At 69.4% G+C, this 22215-nt stretch carries 17 protein-coding genes; 9 read left to right on the top strand and 8 right to left on the bottom strand.

Annotation, left to right across the window (positions count from 1 at the left end):
- Positions 1–37 precede the first annotated feature (37 nt).
- On the top strand, positions 38–1474 hold the full coding sequence (locus ASF63_RS01940; RefSeq protein WP_056508870.1) for a zinc-dependent metalloprotease: 1437 nt from the start codon (positions 38–40) through the stop codon (positions 1472–1474).
- An 861-nt stretch (positions 1475–2335) separates the two neighbouring features.
- Here ASF63_RS01940 and ASF63_RS01930 read toward each other — a convergent pair.
- Together ASF63_RS01930 and nudC are read right to left on the bottom strand one after the other, a co-directional pair.
- Entirely contained in the window at positions 2336–4057 is a 1722-nt protein-coding gene (locus tag ASF63_RS01930) for an ATP-dependent helicase (RefSeq protein ID WP_056508865.1), read from the bottom strand.
- Positions 4054–4950, bottom strand: a complete 897-nt coding sequence (nudC, locus tag ASF63_RS01925) for an NAD(+) diphosphatase (protein ID WP_056508864.1) — start codon at positions 4948–4950, stop codon at positions 4054–4056. Before nudC ends, ASF63_RS01930 begins: the two co-directional genes overlap by 4 nt.
- Positions 4951–5014: 64 nt before the next feature.
- Between nudC and ASF63_RS01920 the strand changes: the two genes are divergently transcribed.
- Positions 5015–6382, top strand: a complete 1368-nt coding sequence (locus ASF63_RS01920) for a phosphotransferase (protein WP_235560664.1) — start codon at positions 5015–5017, stop codon at positions 6380–6382.
- Here the strand turns inward: ASF63_RS01920 and ASF63_RS01915 are convergent.
- On the bottom strand, positions 6328–9774 hold the full coding sequence (locus tag ASF63_RS01915) for an ATP-dependent DNA helicase (protein WP_056508860.1): 3447 nt from the start codon (positions 9772–9774) through the stop codon (positions 6328–6330). The genes ASF63_RS01920 and ASF63_RS01915 overlap by 55 nt on opposite strands.
- Complete coding sequence (locus tag ASF63_RS01910; protein ID WP_056508855.1) at positions 9771–13004, bottom strand: ATP-dependent helicase; 3234 nt, start codon at positions 13002–13004, stop codon at positions 9771–9773. Before ASF63_RS01910 ends, ASF63_RS01915 begins: the two co-directional genes overlap by 4 nt.
- Positions 13005–13189: 185 nt before the next feature.
- Here ASF63_RS01910 and ASF63_RS01905 point away from each other — a divergent pair, with 185 nt between their 5' ends.
- The 3 genes from ASF63_RS01905 to ASF63_RS01895 are packed head-to-tail and all read left to right on the top strand — an operon-like array spanning position 13190 to position 14225.
- Complete coding sequence (locus ASF63_RS01905; protein WP_056308584.1) at positions 13190–13414, top strand: DUF3107 domain-containing protein; 225 nt, start codon at positions 13190–13192, stop codon at positions 13412–13414.
- A gap of 7 nt (positions 13415–13421) precedes the next feature.
- Entirely contained in the window at positions 13422–13709 is a 288-nt protein-coding gene (locus ASF63_RS01900) for a hypothetical protein (protein ID WP_056508852.1), read from the top strand.
- Between the two features lie 39 nt (positions 13710–13748).
- A complete protein-coding gene (locus ASF63_RS01895; protein WP_056508850.1) occupies positions 13749–14225 on the top strand; it encodes a hypothetical protein in 477 nt (158 codons plus the stop codon).
- Here the strand turns inward: ASF63_RS01895 and ASF63_RS01890 are convergent.
- Complete coding sequence (locus ASF63_RS01890) at positions 14222–14935, bottom strand: ferritin-like fold-containing protein (protein ID WP_056508846.1); 714 nt, start codon at positions 14933–14935, stop codon at positions 14222–14224. The two genes, ASF63_RS01895 and ASF63_RS01890, sit on opposite strands and share 4 nt — an antisense overlap.
- Positions 14936–15103: 168 nt before the next feature.
- On the opposite strand from ASF63_RS01890, the gene ASF63_RS01885 reads away from it, so the two are divergent.
- Complete coding sequence (locus ASF63_RS01885) at positions 15104–16627, top strand: DEAD/DEAH box helicase (RefSeq protein WP_056508844.1); 1524 nt, start codon at positions 15104–15106, stop codon at positions 16625–16627.
- Positions 16628–16728: 101 nt separating this feature from the next.
- On the opposite strand, the gene ASF63_RS01880 is transcribed toward ASF63_RS01885, so the two are convergent.
- Positions 16729–17604: a PHP domain-containing protein gene (locus tag ASF63_RS01880; RefSeq protein ID WP_056508843.1), complete on the bottom strand. Its 876-nt coding sequence runs from the start codon at positions 17602–17604 to the stop codon at positions 16729–16731.
- Between the two features lie 87 nt (positions 17605–17691).
- Between ASF63_RS01880 and ASF63_RS01875 the strand changes: the two genes are divergently transcribed.
- Genes ASF63_RS01875 through ASF63_RS01865 form a run of 3 tightly spaced genes read left to right on the top strand, consistent with a single transcriptional unit; the run spans position 17692 to position 21082 of the window.
- The gene (locus tag ASF63_RS01875; RefSeq protein WP_056508841.1) at positions 17692–18720 is read left to right on the top strand and encodes an endonuclease/exonuclease/phosphatase family protein; all 1029 of its coding nucleotides are present in this window, start codon (positions 17692–17694) and stop codon (positions 18718–18720) included.
- 37 nt (positions 18721–18757) lie between these two features.
- Positions 18758–20179 (top strand): aminopeptidase P family protein, encoded by a 1422-nt coding sequence (locus ASF63_RS01870; protein ID WP_056508839.1) that lies wholly within the window; start codon positions 18758–18760, stop codon positions 20177–20179.
- A gap of 9 nt (positions 20180–20188) precedes the next feature.
- Positions 20189–21082, top strand: a complete 894-nt coding sequence (locus tag ASF63_RS01865) for an aminoglycoside phosphotransferase family protein (protein WP_056508837.1) — start codon at positions 20189–20191, stop codon at positions 21080–21082.
- Here the strand turns inward: ASF63_RS01865 and ASF63_RS01860 are convergent.
- Positions 21068–21481 carry a VOC family protein gene (locus ASF63_RS01860; protein ID WP_056508836.1) on the bottom strand — a complete coding sequence of 138 codons (414 nt, stop codon included), beginning with the start codon at positions 21479–21481 and terminating at the stop codon, positions 21068–21070. The two genes, ASF63_RS01865 and ASF63_RS01860, sit on opposite strands and share 15 nt — an antisense overlap.
- The gene (locus ASF63_RS01855) at positions 21478–22215 is read right to left on the bottom strand and encodes a metallophosphoesterase family protein (protein WP_056508835.1); all 738 of its coding nucleotides are present in this window, start codon (positions 22213–22215) and stop codon (positions 21478–21480) included. Before ASF63_RS01855 ends, ASF63_RS01860 begins: the two co-directional genes overlap by 4 nt.

Raw genomic sequence — 22215 nt, 5'->3', positions numbered from 1 at the left:
GATGCCACGGCTTTAGGCGTGCTGAGAGGCGAGCGACATGTCAGACAACGACCCGACCCCCGAGGACTTCCAGGAGTTCCTCCGACGAATGATGTCCGGCCAGGGCGCCGGCGACATCGACCCCGAGGCGCTGCAGAACGCGTTCGCGGGCATGGAGGGCATCCAGCTGGACCCGGCGATGATGCAGACGATCATGTCGCAGCTCCAGGGCGCCTTCGGCGGCGACGCGTGGGAGAACGCGCTCCGTCAGGCGCTGCACATCGCGAACCGCGACGGGCTCGGGATCACCGACGGCTCGCGCACGTCGCTCGTCGACTCCTTCGCACTCGCCGACCTCTGGCTCGGTGAGGCGACGACGATCTCCGAGCTCGCCGAGGCTCCCCGAGCGATGACCAGGGGCGAATGGGTCGAAGCGACCCTGCCGGTGTGGAAGGAGATCGCCGACCCCGTGTCGACGAGCATCGCCGACGCGCTCACCAGCGCGCTCGACACCCAGGTGCCCGAAGACATGCGCGAGGTCGTGCAGGGGGCAGGAAAGCTCATGCGCGGACTCGGCGGATCGGTGTTCGCCGCGCAGTTCGGCCAGGTGCTCGGCAACCTCTCGCTCGAGGTCGTGTCGGGCGGCGACGTCGGCATCCCGGTGCTCCCCGCCGGTACCGCGGCCGTGATCCCGCAGAACCTCACCGCCTTCGGCGAGGGGCTCGAGATCCCCGAAGACCAGATCACGCTGTATCTCGCGACCCGCGAGCTCGCATACGCACGCCTGTATCGCCACGCCAAGTGGCTGCACCTGCACGTCATGGCGCAGATCACCGACTTCGCGCGCGGAGTCACTGTCGACGTCGATGCCCTCGAGGACGTCGCCAGCCGCCTCGACCCCTCGAACCCCGAGGAGCTCCGAGCGGCGATCGAAGGCGGAGCCCTGCTCCCCACTCAGACGGACGCTCAGCGCGAGGCGCTGGCACGTCTGGAGAACCTCGTCGCGACGATCGACGGGTGGGTCGACGTGGTCACCGCGCAGGCGACATCCCGCCTTCCCGACGGCGCCCGGATCGCCGAGGCGGCGCGTCGCCGTCGCGCGGTGGGCGGACCCGCGGAGGATGCGCTCGGTGCGCTCGTCGGCCTGAAGCTGCGGCCTCGCCGCCTCCGCGAGGCCTCGGCCATGTGGCAGGCGGTCACCGACGCCGTGGGCATCGCCGGACGCGATGCGCTCTGGGACTATCCCGACCTCATGCCGACGGCCGACGACATCGACGACCCCTCGAAGCTCGTCGCGCGACTCCAGGCGACGGCGCGTGGTGAGCAGCCCGTCGCCGACGAGTTCGACGAAGCACTCGCCCGTCTGCTCGACGGCGACGACTTCTCGGGCGAGAAGCCCGACGAGGCGGACGACTCCGCAGGAACCGATACCCCGGATGACGACGCCCGGGATCGCGACGGCGACGACGGTCCGGGCGGCGATCGCCCGGTGTGATCGACGGTGTGATCGACGGTGTGATCGACGCGTGATCGACGGGTGATCGACGGTGTTCTGCTCGCCGGTCTCCCGTCGATGAGCGGGACACCCGACGATTTGTCCACGGATGCCGGTGACGGCCCCATGGGAAGCTGCGGAGTCCGCAGAATCGAGGGATGTCTCCGCTGACTCCTCAGATCACCACTCGCCTGGATCCCGCCGTGCCGTTGCTCTGGCGCGACGGAGACACCCTGCAGATCGGGATCGAGGGCACCCTCCGCATCTCGGCGGCGGAGCCGTGGGTCGAGCGCCTCGTCGCGCGGATGGCCGCAGGGTTCCGACGCTCGGCCTTCGACGTCATCGCACACGCGTCGGGTGCTCCCCGCGCTGAAGCACGGATGCTCCTGGCCCGCCTCGAGCCGCTGCTCGTCGAGGACTCCGCCGCACCCCGCGCGGCCTGGATCGAGAGCATCGACGTCCTCGACGGACGCTGCGAGTACCGGATGCGCGACGCGCTGCTGGACGAGGGGGTGGCCTCAGGTGTGCGAGAGGAACCGGCAGACATCGGTGTCGTGCTCGTCGAGGGGGCTGCTGCGGCCCTCCACTTCGCGCGCTACCTCCGCGAGGACATCGCCCATCTGCCCGTGTCGCTGGAGCGCGGTCGAACGACGATCGGGCCTCTGATCATGCCCGGCGGCTCTCCCTGTCTGACGTGTCGGGATGAGCACGAGCGCGACCGCGACTCAGCATGGCCACGGATGCACGCGCAGCTCATCGGCAGGGAATCCGGTCCGATCAGCGTGGCCCGGATCGCGGAGGCTGCGACCCTGGTCGCACGTCTGCTCGCGACGACGACGCCACCCGGATCCTTCGTGGAGGTCAGCGGCGACGGTCTGCGCGCGTGGCGTTCAGTGACGTTTCACGAAGAATGCCGGTGCCGCGAGCAGTCGTTCCTATCTCTGCCAGGAACCTCGACGGCGCCCGCTCCCCCCGTCCCGCTGAGCGAGACCACGACAGCGAGAGCGTACGCGCGGCGCGCGTGACACCCACGTAGGCGAGACGGCGCTCTTCATCGATCGCCTCGAAGCCGGTGGCGTACGAGATCGGCAGCGCACCCTCCGCCCACCCCGCGAGGTACACGTGCGGCCACTCGAGACCTTTGGCCGCATGAAGCGTCGACAGGGTCACGGTGCGCATCGTGGGCTCGTGCTGGTCTTTGGCGCGCGCCATGAGGGCATCGCTGAAGGTGCGGAGGTTCTCGTCGGGACCTGCGTCCTCCGCCAGCCGGAGGATCGCCCGTCTCGCCTCCCAGCCGTCGCGCTGGGCTCCGCCGGCTTCCGGTGGCTCATCGGTGAGTCCGAGTTCCCGCAGCACCCGCTGCACACCGGGGAGGAATCCGTGCTCGGTCGGCGCCACGGCGGCGGCCCGCAGCGCGAGGATCGCCTGACGCACCTCCGGCATGGCGAAGAACCGGGTGCCGCCCAGCACCGATGTCGCGATGCCCTCGGCGGCAAGCGCCTGCTGCAGCACGGCGGACTGCGCATGGGCGCGGTACAGCAGTGCGATGTCTGCGGGCGACGCTCCGGCTTCGATCCGCGCCGATACTGCGGCGGCGATGCCCTCCGCCTCGTCCCGCTCGGTGTCATAGGCGGTCACCGTGGGCGAGTCCGCGTTGAAGGTCTCGCGCGCGGGGACGAGTTCGAGCGCCCCCGGCCGCCCCTTCATGAGGGCGTTGGCCGCTTCGAGGATCGGCGCCTGCGAGCGGTAGTTGGTCTCGAGTCGCACCACCGTCGCATCCGGATGGCGTCGTTCGAACTCGAGCAGGAAGCGCTGCTCGGCACCGGCGAACGAGTAGATGGTCTGGCTCGCGTCGCCGACGACGCAGATGTCTTTGCGATCACCGAGCCAGAGCTCGAGCAGTCGGTTCTGCAGCGGCGAGACGTCCTGGTACTCATCGACCGTGAAGTGGCGGTACTGCTCGTGCACGGACGCGGCGACCCGCGGTTCCGCCTCGAGCATGCCTGCGCACGCCAGCAGCACGTCCTCGAAGTCGAGCTGACGACGCTCATCCTTGAGGGATTCGTAGCGCTGCTGGAGCTCCATGAGCTGCTCCGTGTCGATTCCGCTCATGGAACGGCCGAGTGACGCGTGCTGCTCGACCGAGAGCATCGAGACCTTGCGCCATTCGATCTCTGAGGCGATGTCCCGGAGAGTGGCGGTGCTCGGACGCAGACGCATCGCGTCGGCGGCCTGACCGAGCATCCGCACCTTGTTGTCGATGATCGACGGTGCAGGGGAACCGGCGAGAGTCGGCCAGAAGAAGTTCAGCTGCGCGAGTGCCGCAGCATGGAAGGTGCGCGCGGCGACGCCCTCGACACCGAGCGCGCGCAGGCGGCCACGGAGTTCACCCGCGGCCTTGGCCGTGAAGGTCACCGCCATGACGCGCGACGGCGAGTACGCACCGGTGTCCACGCCGTGCGCGATGCGGTGGGTGATCACCCTGGTCTTGCCGGTGCCGGCGCCGGCAAGAACGGCGACGGGTCCGCGGAGGACGGATGCCGCTTCGCGCTGTCGATCGTCGAGGGCTTCGAGCGCGCTCACGCGCGCTCCTCGAACCACGACGCGATGAGGGCGCGGGCGATGGATGCCGGGCCCGGCAGGCCGACGGGACCGTCTCCGGCGAGGGCGGACCCGATCTCGTCTCGGGTGAACCAGCGCACGTCGATGATCTCCTCACCGTCCGGACGCAGCTCGTGGTCGTCGACGGCCACCGCGCGGAAGCCGAGCATCAGCGACCGCGGGAAGGGCCACGGCTGCGACGACACGTACCGGAGGGACGCCAGACGGACTCCGGATTCCTCCTCGAGCTCGCGGTGGACCGTGGACTCGAGGGACTCCCCCGCCTCGGTGAAACCCGCGAAGCAGGAGTACATCCGCCCTCCCCAGTTCGCGTTCGCACCGAGCAGCAGTCGCTCGCCGTCGGAGCTCTCGACCGCCACGATCACGGCCGGGTCAGTGCGCGGGAAGTGCTCGCGCCCGCAGACGAGACAGTGCCTGGACCATCCGGCCTGGCGAAGCTCGGTCGCTCCGCCGCAGGCAGGACAGAACGGCGCGTCGCGCAGCCAGCCACCGAGAGCCAGCGCTTCGATGAGGAGCTCGGTGTCTTCGGCGCTCAGACGCGCGCCGAGGTCGCGGAGCCCGAGCCAGGTCTCGTCCGGGGTCGTGTCGACGGTGTCGCCTTCGGGCGGCAGCACGGCGAGCAGGACTGCGACACCATGGGCGTCGCGTCCGAGAAGCGCCCACGTGGCGTCCGTGGTCTCGGACGGCGACACCCTGAGCAGGGTGGCCGCGTCGAGGTCGCCCCCGGCGATGCGCACCCGCCCGTCACGCACGGCGATGACCCGTGTGGTCTCGTCTGAGCGGAGCCGGTCGATTACTCCCGGCTCGGTCCTGAGGTCGGCGGCTCGGTCGAGGGACGTGTTCTTCGCGGTCATCGGCTCCCTCTCTCACGGGCGTGGCGGAAGCGGGACCGCCCCCGCGTCCACCTACCCTGGGGGTATGGGACGCTCTCCATTCACTCTAGCCGCGGCGGTGACTGCCGCACTGCCCGGCGCGGAGGTCACCGGAGCCCGCATCCTCAGCGCCGACGGCGACGGCCGCTTCGACTCCGCGGTGGCTTCGCTCGCCGACGGACGCGAACTCGCGATCCGGGTGGCCGACGACGACGAGACCGCCCGTGAGCTCGCCGGCGAGGCACTCGCCCTGCGCGCCCTCACGGCCGGAGCGCGGGCGATGCTCCCGTTCCGGGCTCCCGAGTACATCGGCGAGACTCGGCTGGGAGACGCGCGCGCGCTGGTGACCGAACTCCTGCCCGGATTCCAGATCGAGGCGGCGATGGTGCCGGGCGGCCGCGGCGCCGCAGAGTCGATGGGTGCGGCGATCGCCGCCGTGCATTCCCTCCCCACGTCGGTCGTCCGCGGCGCAGGTCTGATCACGCGGTCGGCCGAGGAGAGCCGCGACGAACTCGCCCGACTCGTGGATTCCGCCGCATCGACCGGACGCGTGCCAGCCAGGCTCACCGTGCGATGGCGTGAGGCCGTCGCCGACGACGACCTCTGGCGTTTCGAGTCCACCGTCGTGCTGGGCGGGGTGCAGGCCACGTCCTTCATCTTCCGCGACGACCCCGAACTCGGGCCGGAGGTCACGGGGGTCATCGGATGGCACTCGCTGTCCGTCGGCGACCCTGCGGTCGATCTCTCCTGGCTCTCCGCGGCCCCGGACGCATCTGCCGACGTGCATGCGTCCTATGCGCGTGCCGCGGACCGCGTTCCCGACCCTGCACTCGAGGTGCGTGCCCGGCTGCTCGCGGAGCTCGAGTTCGCGCGCTGGCTGGTGCACGGCGATTCGCTGCGCCGACCCGACATCGTCGATGACGCCGCAGCTCTGCTCGAGGCACTCGCCGACGGACTGCACGACGATGACCTGGGAGTCATCGCCTCGCGCAGCGAAGGAGTCGATTCCGCCCTGGACGCTCTCGACCGCGTTCCGGCGAGCACGCTCTCGGGCGTCGACACGTCGATGCAGACCGACGCATACAACCCCAATGAGCTGTGGCGCGAAGAGGATGCCGACGGCGACAGCACGAGCGATCTCAGTGACGCCGCCGCGGATGCCGCTCATCGCCTGCAGGTGGGCGGGCTCGAGACGGAGGATCTCACTTCGGTGCGCTCGGCGGTCTCCGACGACCGCGCGTCAGCCGACCGTGCGTCAGCCGACCGTGCGACGGATGGACGCCGCGACGACGACCGTGACCGGGATCGCGGCTCGCAGCGCGCGGGAACGACCGACGCCGGCTCACCGGAAGACGAGGCTCAGCGCGCCGCGCGGGCGGCGCTCCAGCGCTGGAAGAGCTCCGACTCCGAGTAGACACGGTCACCTCGGATGACGAGGTCGTCCGCGACGTAGTACAGCGCGACGTCGATGTCATCGAGCGGCACTCCGAAGCGGCGGTGATACGCGAGTCGGTAGAGCGCGAGCTGGAGCATCCGCTCTTCTCGCTCCTGCGCCGTGCCGGGGGCCTTACCCGTCTTCCAGTCGACGATCTCGATACGACCGCCTCGGTCTTCTCGCCGGTAGACCGCATCGAGCTTGCAGATGACGATGTGACCGTCGCCCGAACTCGTGCCTCCGCCCAGGGCGAAGTCGATCTCGATCTCGACCGCGATCGGCTTCAGACCGCCCCATTCGCTGCGCTCGAAGATCTGCTGGAGACCGCCGAGATCCTCGGCGTCAGCCGGGGAGAGCTCCGCACCGCTGCCCTCCGCTCCGAACGCGGGATCGTCCTCATCGATCTCCCAGAGCGCCTCATCGACGCGATGCCCGACCCCCACGAGTTCGCTGCGCCGCTCCACCCATGCGTGGAACAGCGTGCCCAGGCGGGTCTGGCGGTAGGGGCGTTCGGGCATCGGTCGCACTATCGATGAGAGCGTGCCACCGAAGTCCGTGACGTAGTCCTTGAAGCGAGAGGCGGGCACGCGCGTGGGAGGCGGTGCGTCCGTCCCCCGCAGCCGCGCCGCCCGTTCGGCGAGCAGCCGCGTCAACTCGGGAGAGGCCACCGGGTCGCTCTCGGACGCCGCACGAACGGATTCTGCGGCCTTCTCGACCACTGCTCGACGAGCGCCGAGCGGATCGATGGGCCAGGAGAGGGTCGCGCCGGGGCCGTCGTAGGGATTGATCTCAGGGTCGACATCGTCGATCGTCCGAGCACCGGTGGCCTCGATCGCCTCGATCAGGTACGGACTCGGTGCTTTCGGCTGCTTCTGCCCCGCCCAGTGGGCGCCGGTCAGGAGCAGGTCGCTGCGCGCCCGGGTGACGGCGACGTAGGCGAGCCGTCGCTCCTCTTCCTGCTGATAGTCCCGATAGGAATCCTTGAACACCGTGAGCGCGCCCGGCGCCGTCTTGCTACGGCTCGTGAGCGATGCGATCCCGGCCTTCAGCCGCTTGGCCGGGTCGAGCTCCTCGTCGGAGGGTGGGATCCAGGTGAAGGTCGGCAGCGCCGCGCTGTCACCGCGCAGAGCGAACGGCAGCACCCCGAAGCCGAACCACCCCGCGGTGTCGGTCGGACGCGACGGGAGTTCGCCCTCGACCATGCGGACGACAGCGACGGCATCCCATTCGAGGCCCTTGGATCCGTGGATAGTGAGCAGCTGGACCACACCGGGCTCGGGTGGCTCCGGTCGCGGCACCAGCTCGTCGGTGCTCTCGGCCTTGTCGAGCCAGGCCAGGAGGCTGGAGATGGTCCCCCGCTCGTCGGCTGCGAGGAAGGTCCGCACCTCGTCGGTGAACGCCCGCAGCTGCGTCGCCGCGATACGCGCGGGGCCCCTCGTCTCATTCGCGGCGAGCTCGATGTCGAGACGCAGCTCGAGCTCGATGAGCCGCAGGACGTCGGGAAGCGGAAGCGACGAGGCTCGACGGAGGCGTTCGAGCATCTCCCCCGCCGCGCGTATGCGGGCCCGCCCCTCGGGAGTGATCCGTGCCAGAAGGCGGTAATCGTCGCTGAGACCGCGGAGCACGTCGACGGCGTCGACGATCGAGAGCGCCTCGTCGGCACCGCGTGACGCGCGAATGCGCTGCCGGAGCTCATCATCGAGCGGCAGCAGTCCGCTGTCGCGTCGGGACAGCTCGGCAGCGAGCTCCTGCAGGGCGGCCATGTCGGCGACGCCCACCGCGAATCGAGGTCCGACGAGGAGGCGGATCAGCGCAGAGCCGGCGGTGGGGTCGTGCAGCACCCGCAGCGTCGAGACGACGTCGACGACCTCGGGTGTCGCGAGAAGTCCGCCGAGCCCGAGAATCCGGTGCGGGATCCCCTGCGCGGCGAGCGCCGCGGCGAACGTCTGCATGTGTCGCTTCGATCGGAACAGAATCGCTCCGGTGTGCGGCTTGGCAGCATCGCCGTGCGCCGCGCGACGCGCTGCGAACCACTCGGCGACCTCACGCGCCTCATCGTCTACCGTGAGCGGGAACCGGATCTCCACCGCACCCTCACCCGCGCCGGCGCGAGCCTCGAGCGGTGGCACGTCCAATCCCGATCGGCGCAGCGGACCGAGGACCCGATTCGCGATCCCGAGGATGCTCCGGTCGTTGCGCCAGCTCGTCATCAGGCTGTAGTTCCCGACCGTCTCCTTCTCGGAGAAGGTCCGCGCGAAGGCGTGCAGGTTGTCTGCACTGGCACCTCGCCATCCGTAGATCGACTGGTGCGGGTCACCCACTGCCATCACGGCGGAGTCGCGGAAGAGCCGGGCCAGGAACTGCGTCTGGATCACGGAGGTGTCCTGGTACTCGTCCAGCAGCACCACCCGATGCTGCTGTCGCAGTTCGTCGCGCACATCGGGCGATGACTCGACGATGTCGTAGGCGCCGCTGACCTGATCGGCGAAGTCCAGGACTCCGCGGCGCTCCTTCTCGGCGATGTATTCGCGCACCAGGACCGAGAGCGCGGGAAGGGCGCGCAGGTTCGCCGCGACGGTCGAGACGTCCGCGTTGCTCCGATACGGGTCGAAGGCCTCTGCCTGACGCAGCGCGATCCGATCCGCACGATCGAGGTCCGCTCGGTGATCGAGCGAGTCACCGGCCAGCCGCTGGACCGCGTCGACCACGCCGGCCACCGATCGGTCGATCTCCTCCAGCTCCGGCAGGTCGGCGCGGAGAACGATGTCCCGCGCCAGCATCCACGACGCCGCCTGGCTCAGCATGGCGACGTCGGAGTCACGACCGATGCGTGCCGCGTGCTCCCGCACGATGCCGTCCGCGAACGCGTTGTACGTCGAGACCTTGGGGCGGATCAGCAGCTCCTCGACCGCGGGCGGGGTCACGTCTCCCGCGGTTCCGTAGCGTTCTGCGAGCTCGTCGAGCACCTGCGATCTGACGACCTCCCGCTGACGGACGTTCGACGCTCTGGACACGCGATCGAGCGCGCCGCTCGCCACGATCTCCGGCAGGTGCGGCAGGAGCCCGCGCCTGCCGTACTCGTCGATGAGCGCGAGCCGGATGCCGATCCGCTCCGCGAGCTCGCCGGCGGCCTTGCGGGTGAAGGTCAGTCCGAGGATCTCATCGCGCCGCACATGTCCGTTCGCCACGAGCCAGACGACACGACCGGACATGGTCTCGGTCTTGCCGCTCCCCGCGCCTGCGACGACGAGCGCGGGCGCGGGTGGTGATTCGATCACGCGCTGCTGCGCCTCGGTCGGCGCGGGGAGCCCGAGCGCTGCCGCGACGTCGAGGGCGGAGATGCCGTTTCCCACGCCTGCCCAGGCGGTCATGCGCTCACCGCTGCGACGGTATGGATACGGCACGGCTGGACACGCCACTGCGTGTCCGCGCAGTGCGATTCGACGTGCGCGGTGAAGCTCGACGCCGACATGCCGCGAGCGGCCTCCGCGATCCGGCCGAGGAAATGCACCCGTTCATCTCCGGCGAGAGTGTGCTGGTGCGCGACGCGGAAGTCGCTGCCTGCGAGGGTCTTCGCCACCAGGACGAGGCGCGCTCCGGCGAGCGCCGCCGGGTCCGCGCCGTCGATGAGTCCTTCCTGCACGGCCACCTGGTAGGCCGCGAGTTGGGCGTGGTCTGCGACCTTCTGCTCGCTCTCGGGCTCGTACTTGCCCGTCTTCAGATCGACCACCACGACGCGCTCTCCGTTCTGTGCGTCTGCCATGCGGGTCCACTTCTGCCCTCGGGCCTTCGCATGCTCGCCTCCGCCGGGCGCGTACGCCTCGACTCTGTCGATGAAGCCATGCACGATCGCTTCGTGGGGGTGGGATACCCCCGCGGTGCTCACCGCTCGCGCGGTGGGCACCCCAGCGGCCTCCTCGGGGACGTCGACAGCGAAGCGGAACTCGACCTCACCGGCGATCACCCGGCCGCCCTCGGCCGCGACGTCCGAGAGGTAGCTGTGCAGCCGATCGATGTAGAGATCCGCCCGACGGCGCTCCTTCCGCCCGATCCACGCCGTCTCGAAATCGAGCTCGGGCCAATGTTCGGCGAGGACGTCGCGCAGGCGCTCCAGCTCGCCGTCGGGCACCTGCTCCATCGCCTCGTGGATGATCGTTCCGATCCCTGCAGAGGGCGGCATCACGCTGTCGCCCCCTAGCGCGGATACGGCCCAGTTCAGCTCACACTCCTCGAAGGACTCCATCCGCGAGGGCGACACCCGCGCTGCCTCGACCGTCAGATCATGCAGGGGCGCATCGGTCGACGGCGGTGTCACGCCGTACCATTCGGCAGGATTCGCGCCAGGCACGCGCTCGTTCGCGAGCACTGCCAGCTGGGAGGCCGCATGCTCTCGCGCGGGCGCGGAGGTCGACGATGTCAGCACGCGACGGTGGCGGGCGACGAGGCCGCGCAGAGTGAGGGGATGCTCGGCCGATGCATGCATCTCGGGCGGATCGGGCACGGGCAGGAATGCGAAGAACGGGCTCGGGGTCATATCGTCGTCGTCGACGGCGGTGATCAGGAGTCGTCGACGTGCCCGCGAGATCGCTCGCACGAAGAGGCGCAGCTCGTCGTGCAGCGCACCTCGGCGTCGATCGAGCACATCGGGCGTCTTCTCGGCTGTTCCGGTGCGGGACGAGAGCAGCGCGTCGGCGAGCCGCCAGGTCTGCAGCATTCCTCCGCGGAGCCGCACATTGGGCCAGACGCCGTCCTGAACCCCCGCGACCACCACCGCATCGAACTCCGTGCCGAGAGCCGTCGCGGGCGTGAGCAGCGTCACCCGTCCCGGTCGGTCGGGACTTGAGAGGGAGTCCTCCGGCACCTCGCTGTCGAGGATGTCCCGGACGAACACCTCCGGCTTCTCGTTCGGGGTCCGCTCGACGAACCGCTTCGCGGCACCGAACAGCGATACGAGGGCGTCGAGCGCCCTCGCCGTCTCCGACCCGCTCGCCTGCAGCGACATCTCCCGCCAGGCGACCTGCAGCTTGCGGCCGTCGACCGCACGGGACTGATCCCAGACCCGCCAGAGGAGGTCGTGGATCGTCTCGCCCGCTGCGGCCCCATCGGCCACCTCGGCGACCGTCTGCGCGAAGCGCGAGGCCCTGCGGGACTCCTGCGCGTCGATCAGGTCGAGATGCGCGGGCGAGGTCAGCGCCTGACGCAGCAGCTCTCGGGCGGGCGTGGAACCGCCGTGCTCGAGCTCGATGTGGCGCAGGCGTGCCCGAAGACGCCGCAGCCCGATGGCATCCAGCCCGCCGAACGGAGTGCGCAGCGACTCCTCCCAATCCTGTGAGGAGCGCTCGTCAGGTGCGGTGAGGGCCAGCCTCACGATGCCGACGATGTCGCGGACGATCGACTCGCTGCCGAGCGGGCGCTGCACTCCGGCGGCACGCGTCGGGATCTCACGGGCCGCCAGCTCCGTCTCGAGCTGGGTCACCTGGCGCGTATCGTGCGCGATGACCGCCATGCGATCCCACGGGACATCGTGCGTCAGGTGCCACTCGCGCATCACGCCCGCGATGCGATCGAGCTCCTCATGCGGCGACGGCGCCACGAAGGTGCTGACGGCGGCTGTCGCTCCCCGCTCCTCAGCATTGGCAGGGAGCGGGGCACGTCGATGATCGACACGACCGGATACGCCGATCGCCTGCGTGACCGTCCGCGTCAGTGCGGTGAGTGCTGCGGCCTGCCGATGAGGACCGTCGAGCACATGCACCTCGCCGAGCTCGGTCGCGAGGCGGGCGAACAGCTCAGGGCTCGCCCCGCGGAATGCCCCGGACGAGATGTCGGGATCGCCGAACGCGAGAACGGCGATCCCGCGCGCTCGGAGGGCCTCGACCACCGCGATGCCGCCCCGGGTGAGTTCCTGAGCGTCGTCGATCAGAACGGCTCTGAGGAGGCCGAGCGGGCCGAGGGCCGCTGCATCCGCCGTGCGCAGGATCGCACTGGCCTCGGCGAGCAGGTCGGCGGCGTCCCGATGCGCGGATCGCGCCAGATCGAGAACCGCCCGATACTCGACGAAGAAGTCGGCCACGGCGGCCCACGCCGGGTCGCCGGCCGCACGGAGCTCCGACGGCTTCGCGCCGAGCTCGACGCACTCCGCGAGGAAGGCCCGGAGCTCGGACCGGAACCCCTTCGAGGCACGGACCGACGGGCTGAGTGCGTCGGGCCAGGCGATGCGCTCGTCTTCGGCGTCGCCCGCGAGAAGCTCGGCGATGATGCGATCCTGATCGGCCCCGGTCAGCAGCGCCGGAGGTTCGGCTCCGGCACGGACCATCGCTCCACGAACGACCTGGAAGGCGAACGACCCGAGGGAGCGAGCGAGCGGGCCGGGAGTCGCCTGCCCGATCCGCACGCCGATCCGGTCACGCAGAGCCGTCGCGGCCTGCCTGCTGGGCGTGAGCACGAGGAGCTCTTCGGGACGGACCCCGCGGGAGTCGAGCAGATGCACGACGCGCTCGGTGAGGGTGCGGGTCTTACCCGTTCCCGGTGCGCCGATGATGACTCCGGATGCTGTGACGTCAGCGCCGATCACGGCGTTCTGCGCGGCATCCTCTGTCATGTCCTCCACGCTACTGGGGCGCACGGACATCATCGGCCGGGCGGTGCCGCACGTGCTGTGCGCTCACGGCGAAACCGGCCACTCGGCCGATCCGAGGGCGTCGCCGCCCGGTAGAGTTGGGCGCAGTCGTCGACCTCCGCGGTCGACTCGACCACAGCATCGTCGACTGGAAAACAGGAGTACGCGTGGAAATCCGCATCGGCATCATCAACACCGGCCGCGAGCTCAGCTTCGAGACCGCATCGAGCGCGGACGAGGTCCGCACGCAGGTCGCCTCGGCCCTCGAGCAGAACACCTCGCACCTGAACTTCTCCGATGTCAAGGGGAACTCGTACCTGGTTCCGACCGCGAACCTCGCGTACATCGAGCTGGGCACCGAGGAGTCCCGTCGCGTCGGCTTCTTCGCCTGACACCGCGATGTACATCCTTCTCGCACTCATCGGGGCGTGCGCGCTCGGCATCGCCGCCCACTTCATGATCGGTGGCCGAGAACTGCGCGGAGTCGCACTGACGCCCGCGATCGCCACGGCTCTGGCCGCTGTCGTCTACACCGGGCTGCAGTGGCTGGGTGTCGGCGAGGACAGCGTCTGGCTCTGGCTCGCCAGCGTTCTGGGCTCGGTCGCGGTGGCTGCTGCGCTGACCGTCGCGATCGTGGCTCTCCGCCGCAGGTCCGACGCCACGGCCAAGGCCGCACTCGGCATCTGACCGCTCGTGGACGAGCGTCGTACTCTGCGGTGGATCCGCGTGAGCATCGTCGTGCTCATGATCGGCCTCGTCGTGAGCGGCGTCACGGCCTTTCCGCTGCGCCTCGAGCTCGGCTTCGCGTCGACTCTCCTGCACGACACTCCCGCCGCAGCCTGGTTCCCTGATGCCGTCGGCTGGGTCGACCGTGTCGCGGATGCTCTGACCGATGTGGACGCACGGTACCCGTTCATCGCCTACGGCACGGACTGGCTCGCCTTCGCGCACCTGGTGATCGCCGTCGTGTTCATCGGCCCGCTGGTCGATCCGGTGCGCAACATCTGGGTGATCCAGTTCGGGGTGATCGCCTGTATCGGGATCGTCCCGCTCGCCCTCATCGCCGGCAGCATCCGCGGCATTCCACTCGGATGGCAGCTGATCGACATCTCGTTCGGCGTGATCGGAGCGATCCCGGCTGTGATCGCCTGGCGGCTGACGCGGCGCCTCGAGCGGATGCGCGCGCAGGCGGTCGCGGTCTAGGAGGCCAGGCCCATCGCATCCATGCGGCGGGCATGGGCGCCCATGAGCTCGGTGTAGACCAGCTCGACGCGGTCCTCGCTCATGGCGGCGAGCTCGGGCTGACGCAGAGCCGAACGACAGACGAGGATCGTGTCGCCGACCAGGCGACGAGCCCACATCGAGAGCAGCGAGCGCCACTCGCCGTCACCGTCGATCGTCTCCTGGATGATGGCGACGATCTCGTGACGAGCATCGTCCTCGCTGAGGATCTCCGCCACCCGTTCGCCCGTCTCCCCATAGCTCGATGCGAGCGCGAAGTAGAAGTCGTCGAGCATGCCCGCCGTGATGTAGACGGCCAGGAGGGTCTCGCGCGGGCGTGCGCCGATCGTCTTACGGCGGAAGGCATCGAGGTTCTCTCGGAACGGGAGCATCAGCTGCGTGGGGTCGTCCCCGCGCTCGGCGATCAGATCGACGATCGCCCTGTGCTTCGTCAGTGCCGCGCCGGCGGCACGGGACAGCGACTCCTTCTCGGACAGCTCCGGAGTCGCTCTGATCAGTCGTGTCAGCGTCTCGAAGTAGCCGAGCTGCAGATACGCCGCCTGTCCGAGAAACCGGGTGAGCTCAGGGGCGAGTTCGGCGAAGTCGACGCGCGTCGATGCGCTCTGCTCCCCGCGACTGCGCAACGTCATCGTGCGCCGGGGCGTCCTACGCTTCCAGAACCAGTTCACCACGGGGTTCACAATACTCGGGAGACGCGGTACTTCCGGGCGCGACCACCCCCTCGGGTAGGCTTGTGCTGTCCCCGCCGTCGGAGCGGGGCCCGCGCCTGTGGCACATGAGACGGCGTGGATCCGTGAAACATGGCGATCCTCGCAGGTCGCCGGACAGGCATCTGAACATTGACAACCTTCGCTGATCTCGGAATCGATCAGGACATCGTCGACGCACTCGCCTCCAAGGGCATCGTCGACGCATTCCCGATCCAGGAGCAGACCATCCCTCTCGGCCTTCCCGGCCAGGACATCATCGGCCAGGCCAAGACCGGAACCGGAAAGACCTTCGGCTTCGGCATCCCCGTCGTGCAGCGACTGGGTCTGAACCCCGAGCACGGCGTCAAGGCGCTGATCGTGGTTCCCACTCGCGAACTCGCGGTGCAGGTGTACGAGGACATCGACCTGCTCACCAGCAACCGCTCGACCAGCGTCGTCGCGATCTACGGCGGCAAGGCCTATGAGGGTCAGATCGACCAGCTCAAGGCCGGAGCGCAGATCGTCGTCGGCACGCCCGGTCGCCTCATCGACCTCGCGGGCCAGCGCCTGCTCGACCTCTCGAACGCGACCGAGGTCGTGCTCGACGAGGCCGACAAGATGCTCGACCTCGGCTTCCTGGCCGACATCGAGAAGATCTTCCAGCGCGTCCCCGCCGTGCGGCACACGCAGCTCTTCTCGGCGACCATGCCCGGCCCGATCGTCGCGCTCGCTCGCCGATTCATGTCGAACCCGATCCACATCCGGGCCAACGACCCCGACGAGGGCCTCACGCAGGCCAACATCAAGCACCTCGTCTACCGCGCCCACTCGCTCGACAAGGACGAGATCATCGCCCGCATCCTGCAGGCCGAGGGCCGCGGCAAGACCGTGATCTTCACCCGCACCAAGCGTGCGGCGCAGCGTCTCGTCGACGAGCTCGGCGACCGCGGCTTCAACGTCGGCGGCGTCCATGGCGACATGGGCCAGGATCAGCGCGAGCGCTCGATGGCCGCCTTCAAGGCCGGTAAGCGCGATGTACTCGTCGCGACCGATGTCGCCGCACGAGGCATCGACGTCGACGACGTCACGCACGTGATCAACCACACCATCCCTGACGAGGACAAGACGTACCTGCACCGTGCCGGTCGTACCGGCCGCGCGGGCAAGACCGGCATCGCCGTGACCTTCGTCGACTGGGAGGACCTGCACAAGTGGGCGCTCATCAACCGCGCCCTCGAATTCGGCCAGCCCGAGCCCGTAGAGACCTACTCGTCGAGCCCGCACCTCTTCGAGGACCTCGACATCCCGGCCGGCACCAAGGGCCGCCTCGTCTCGGCCCCGAAGACGCAGTCGGTGAAGACCGAGCGCGCGCCTCGGCCGGAGCGCGCAGCGGACGCCGCCGCCGAAGGAACGGAAGAGGGCGGCACCCGTCGTCGTCGCCGCCGCCGCGGAGGCTCGAACCCGGTGGGTTCTACGTTCGCAGAGGGCACCACCGACTCGGCGTCCGGCGACTCGCAGTCCGCTCCGTCGGGTGACCGCAGCGCCGAAGGCGCCGGCACCCACGACGGCGCAGGCAAGGAGCACCACGACGGCAAGCCCGCCCCGGCACGTCGTCGTCGCCGTCGCCGCGGCGGCTCGGGCGGCGCGGGTGCAGCCCCGGTCGTCGGAGCCTGACAGATCGCGATCTGATCGACCCCAGAGGGGGCGGATGCCGCATCAGCGGTGTCCGCCCCCTCTGTCGTCTCCCCGAGACCGCGGCACTGCGCCCTTCGTGATCAGGCGTAGCGCGGCGCAGTACCCGTCGCCCGTTCGATGAGCCGGGCCACCATCTCGTCCGATGTCGTGTTCTCCCCCGGCAGGTTGGGTTTGCCCGTGCCGTGGTAGTCGCTCGAGCCGGTCACGATGAGATCATGCTTCTCGACGATCGCGCGCAACGTCCTCTTGCCGGATTCGGTGTTCTCACGGTGATCGATCTCGAAGCCACCGAGGCCCGCGGCGATCAGCTTCTCGATGAACGGCACCGGCATCATCCGATCGCGTCCGACCGTGACGGGGTGCGCGATGATCGCGACTCCCCCGGCATCCGTGATCAGACGCACCGCCGTGAGCGGGTCGGGAGCGTAGTGAGGCTCGTAGTAGCCCTCGCGCGGGTGCAGGATGCCGTCGAAGGCCTCCGTGCGGTCTCTGACGATCCCGCGCGCGACCAGGGCATCGGCGATGTGCGGGCGGCCGACGGTCGCATCCAGGGTGGTCTGCGCGAGGACGTCTTCCCAGCTGAGGTCGTAGTCACGCCCGATGCTGCGGACGATCCGCTCGGCACGCCCGATCCGGTCACCGCGGATCCGGTCGGTCTCGGCCCTGAGTGATTCGTCGAGCGGGTCGAAGAGGTACCCGAGCACGTGGACGCTGCGCCACTCGTGCTTCGCGGACAGCTCCATGCCGGGGATGAACGTCATTCCGAGTTCGGCAGTGGTCGCCGCCGCTTCATCCCACCCGGTCGTCCGATCATGATCGGTCAGTGCCATCGTGCGCACCCCGAACCTCTGCGCCTGGCGCACCACCTCAGCCGGCGACTCGGTGCCGTCGGACTGGTTGGAGTGCATGTGCAGGTCGGCGGGACCTGCGAAGCGAGGGGAACGAGCGGTGGCCATCCTCCGAGCGTACCGACGACGGGCTATACCGGACGCGCAGCCCGTCGCGGCAGGGACTTCACAGAGACGCCTTCTAGGCTGGATGGGATGTTTCGACTACTGGGGATCCTCGTCACCGTGCTGTTCGCGATCGCGACGGCTGTGCTGGTGTGGCCGCAGTTCTTCCATCTCGAGCAGACGTATCCGTTCGCGCAGGTCGTGGCGGCCCGTGGGGTCGTGCTCGCCGCGTTCCTCGTCGTCGCAGCTCTCGCCCTGCTGCTCCTCCTCGCCAGGCCGCTGCGCGGCTTCGCCGCATCCGTCCTGATCGTCGCTCTGCTCGGCGCCGGCGCGACCGGCGCCATCGGACTCCAGCGCGGGTTCGGTGGAGACACCCTTCCTGCCGCGACGGACTCCAGCATCCGCGTTCTCACGTGGAACACGGCCGGCGACGAGGTCACTGCCGATGAGATCGCGAAGCAGATCCTCGATCGCGGCGCCGACATCGTCGCGCTCCCGGAGACGACCGAGGAGGTCGGCGAGCAGATCGCGGTGCTGCTACGTGAGCAGGACCACCCGATGTGGGTGCACCACGTGCAGTTCAAGCCGGATGTCGTCGACGGCCCGAAGTCCTGGCATACGACAGTCCTCGTCTCCCCCGATCTCGGCGAGTACTCGGTCATCGAGTCCTCGGAGGACGGCACCAGCAACACGGGTTCCGTGCCGAGCGTCGTGCTGATGCCGGTCGGCGGCAACGCCGGCGGCCCCGCGATCGTCGCCGTGCACGCGGTCGCTCCCCGCATGGAGGACATGGCGCAGTGGCAGAGCGATCTGCGCTGGATCGCCGATCAGTGCCCCGAGGGGAACTTCATCCTCGCCGGCGACTTCAACGCGACGATCGACCACATGGCGGGCCTCGGCGTCGACGGCGGCGACATGGGGTATTGCCGAGATGCCGCGACCCGCACCGGGAACGGCTACAGCGGAACCTGGCCGAGCTCGCTCCCGGCCCTGCTCAGCACTCCCATCGACCATGTGATGGCGTCGCCGAGCTGGACCGCCACCGGGTCCGTCGTCATCGACAGCGCCGCCGGCAGCGATCACCGCGGTCTCGTGGTGCAGCTCGAGCCCGCGGGCTGACATCCCGCGACCGTCGCGCAGGTGACAGACTGGAGGGATGAGCACCGCAGAGCGCGACACGATCGCAGAGCCCACCACAGAGACCCCCGTCGAGGCGACGACGACGAACCGCAAGCAGCCCTTCCCCCGCGGCTTCCTCGACACGATCTCGACCGGTTGGGCGGAGCGCCCCGAATCGATCCCCGCACCTCGCGCACAGGCCTCTTACGCGGCGACCCGCCGCGCGGCCGTCTCGGCCGCGTTCCCCGGCAAGCGACTCGTCATCCCCGCCGGTTCGCTGAAGCAGCGCAGCAACGACACCGACTACCCGTACCGCGCGCATTCGGCGTTCGCGCACCTCACCGGGTGGGCCTCGGATTCCGAGCCCGATTCGATCCTCGTCTTCGACCCCACCGACGCCGGTCACGACGTCACCCTCTACTTCCGCGAGCGGGCAGACCGCACGACGACCGAGTTCTATGCGGACGCCACGGTCGGCGAGTTCTGGATCGGTCCCCGCCCCTCGCTCGCAGGGGTCGCCGCCGACCTCGCGGTCGAAACCCAGCACCTCGACCGGTTCGCAGCCGTCGACGGCGAACTGGTTCTCGACGAGGACGACGATCTCACCCGCTTCGTCTCGGAGCTGCGTCTGGTCAAGGACGAATTCGAGATCGCCGAGATGCGCCGCGCGGTCGACATCACCGCTCAGGGCTTCGAGGACGTGATCCGCTCGCTTCCCGAGGCGATCGCGCACGCACGCGGCGAGCGCGTCGTCGAGGGCGTGTTCCACCGCCGCGCCCGCGAAGACGGCAACGGCGAGGGCTACGACACGATCGCCGCCTCCGGCCCTCACGCGTGCTACCTGCACTGGACGCGCAACGACGGCACCGTCGCCCCCGGGGACCTGATCCTCGTCGACGCGGGCGTCGAGGCCGACAGCCTCTACACCGCCGACATCACGCGCACTCTGCCGGTCTCCGGCACGTTCACCGAGGTCCAGCGCCGGGTCTACGAGACCGTGCGCGAGGCTGCGGACGCGGCCTTCGCCGCGGCACGGGTCGGGGTGCGCTTCCGCGAGGTGCACGAGGCGGCCATGCGGGTGATCGCTGCACGTGTCGCCGAATGGGGGCTGCTCCCTGTGACGGCTCAGGAGGCCCTCGACGGTGACGCCGGAGGGCAGCACCGCCGCTACATGGTGCACGGCACATCGCACCACCTCGGCATCGACGTCCACGACTGCGCTCAGGCTCGCCGTGAGATGTACTACGACGGCATCCTGGCCCCCGGCATGGTCTTCACCATCGAACCCGGCCTCTACTTCCAGATCGACGACCTCACCGTGCCCGCAGAGTACCGCGGCATCGGAGTGCGCATCGAGGACGACATCCTGATGACGAAGGACGACCCGGTCAACCTGTCGGCAGACATCCCCCGTACGGCCGACGAGGTCGAGGCGTGGATCGCTCGGGTCCAGGGCTGAATCTGCCCGATGCATGAGGGCGAGCTCGAGCTCACCGACGATACCGCCGGGCGTCTGATCGCCCGGCGGTTTCCCGAGTTCGCCCTGATGCCGCTGCGGCGCGTCCCCACAGCGGGGACGGTGAACGCGATCCTCCGCATCGGCGGCGATCTCGCGGCGCGATTCCCGCTCACCGGAGAGACCGAGGCGGCGCTGACCGCCGAGGCCGACGCGATGTCGGAGTTCGCCGCGGCGTGCCCGGTGGCGGCGCCCCGGCCTGTCGGCATCGGCACGGCATCCTCGGACTATCCGTCGGCGTGGTCGGTGCAGAGCTGGGTGCCCGGAGAGACGGCGGGCCACGATCGCCACGCGACATCCGATTCGCTGGCGTTCGACGTCGCCGGGCTGATCGCATCTCTCCGAGCGACGGATGTGCGCGGACGCGTCTTCGACGGGCACGGTCGCGGCGGCGTCCTCACCGACCACGACGAGTGGATCGCTCTGTGCGTCGAGCGGAGCGGGCACCTGCTCGATGCTGCTCGCGTGCGGACCCTGTGGGATTCTCTGCGCTCACTCCCTTCCTCAGGCCCCGATGTCATGAGCCATCGGGACCTCACACCGTTCAACCTCCTGGTCTCGGACGATCGCCTGGTCGGCGTGCTCGACGGAGGCGGCTTCGGAGCGGCGGATCCTGCGCTCGACCTCGTCGCCGCCTGGCACCTGTTCGACGCCCCTCGTCGCCGGGTCGTCCGAGACCAGCTGGGCTCGGGAGACGTCGAGTGGATGCGGGGTGCGGCCTGGGCGCTGCAGCAGGCGATGGGGCTCGGCTGGTACTACGAGGACTCCAACCCCGCCATGAGCGACCTCGGGCTGTCGACCATGCACCGACTGCTCGACGACACCGATCTCTCATCCCTCGGGTGATGCCTCGGCGTGTGACTCCGCGACGATCTCGACCTTGAACCCCTGCGCGTTCTCCACCCACCCCGCGTAGTGGTCCGGTCCGCCGGCGTGCGGATACCTCTCCTGGTACAGCGGACGCCACCCGTGTGCCTCTGCGTCCGCCAGCACGGCATCGACCTCCTCGCGGGTCCCGCCCCAGAAGGCCAGGTGGTTCACACCCGCGCGACGCCGGTCATGTGCGGCAGACGTGAGGTTCGGTGAGGTCGTGAGCGTCACATAGGCACTCCCGGAATCCCACGTGCGGCCGTCCGACCACTCGCCCGTGAGTTCGAGGCCCAGTCGCGCGAGCAGCCACCCCCAGCTGCGCACTGCCTCATCGATGTCGGGCACCCAGATCTCGACGTGATGCAGCCCCTTCATGACTGCCGCCCCCGGTACACGGCGGTGCGGAGTTCCACCGACCAGACATCGGCGGTGGGCATGTCGAGCGACTCGGCCACCGCGATCTCCGACTCGACGTCGTACGGCACCCGCACGAACTGCACACCGAAGGGATCGTCAGACGACGGCCCGCCTTCGAGGATCACGTACGACGGAACCGGAGTGTCGAGCGGGTTCCCGACGCTGCCGACGTTGAACAGCGTGCGTCCGTCATTCGATTCGATGTAGGCGTCGTGGATGTCGGCATAGCCCACGACGTCGGGAACCGGGCCATCACCCGTCATCTCGGTCGCCTCGAACATCGCGGAGAACTGCTCGGGCGTGTGGTGGAAGTGCACCCTGACATGAGGGCTCTGCGCCGATGCATGGAACAGTCGGATCCGACGACCGCTGAGCTCGAGATCGGTGCTCAGCGGAAGCGCCGCGAGCCATTCCCTGCTCGACGGCGACAGCTCGTCGCGCCACCAGAGCATCTCGAGCGGTCCGTCGTCGGGGATCGTGGGGAGGAAGTCGTCCCAGTTGCCACGGACGTTAAGCTCGCACACGGCGCGGCAGCGCTGCACCGCATCCTCTCCTCGCGGGCCCTTGCCCGCTGTGTCGCCGAGATTGACGATGCGGGTGATCCCGCGACGCGCGATGTCGGCGAGCACCGCCTCGAGAGCGGTCAGGTTGCCGTGCACATCCGAGATCAGGGCGATTCGTTCGAGGCTCAC

The organism is Microbacterium sp. Leaf320 (genome assembly GCF_001423485.1).
Classification (GTDB): domain Bacteria; phylum Actinomycetota; class Actinomycetes; order Actinomycetales; family Microbacteriaceae; genus Microbacterium.
Note: the sequence above shows the minus strand (reverse complement) of the source record. Positions and strands in the feature narration are given on the sequence as shown.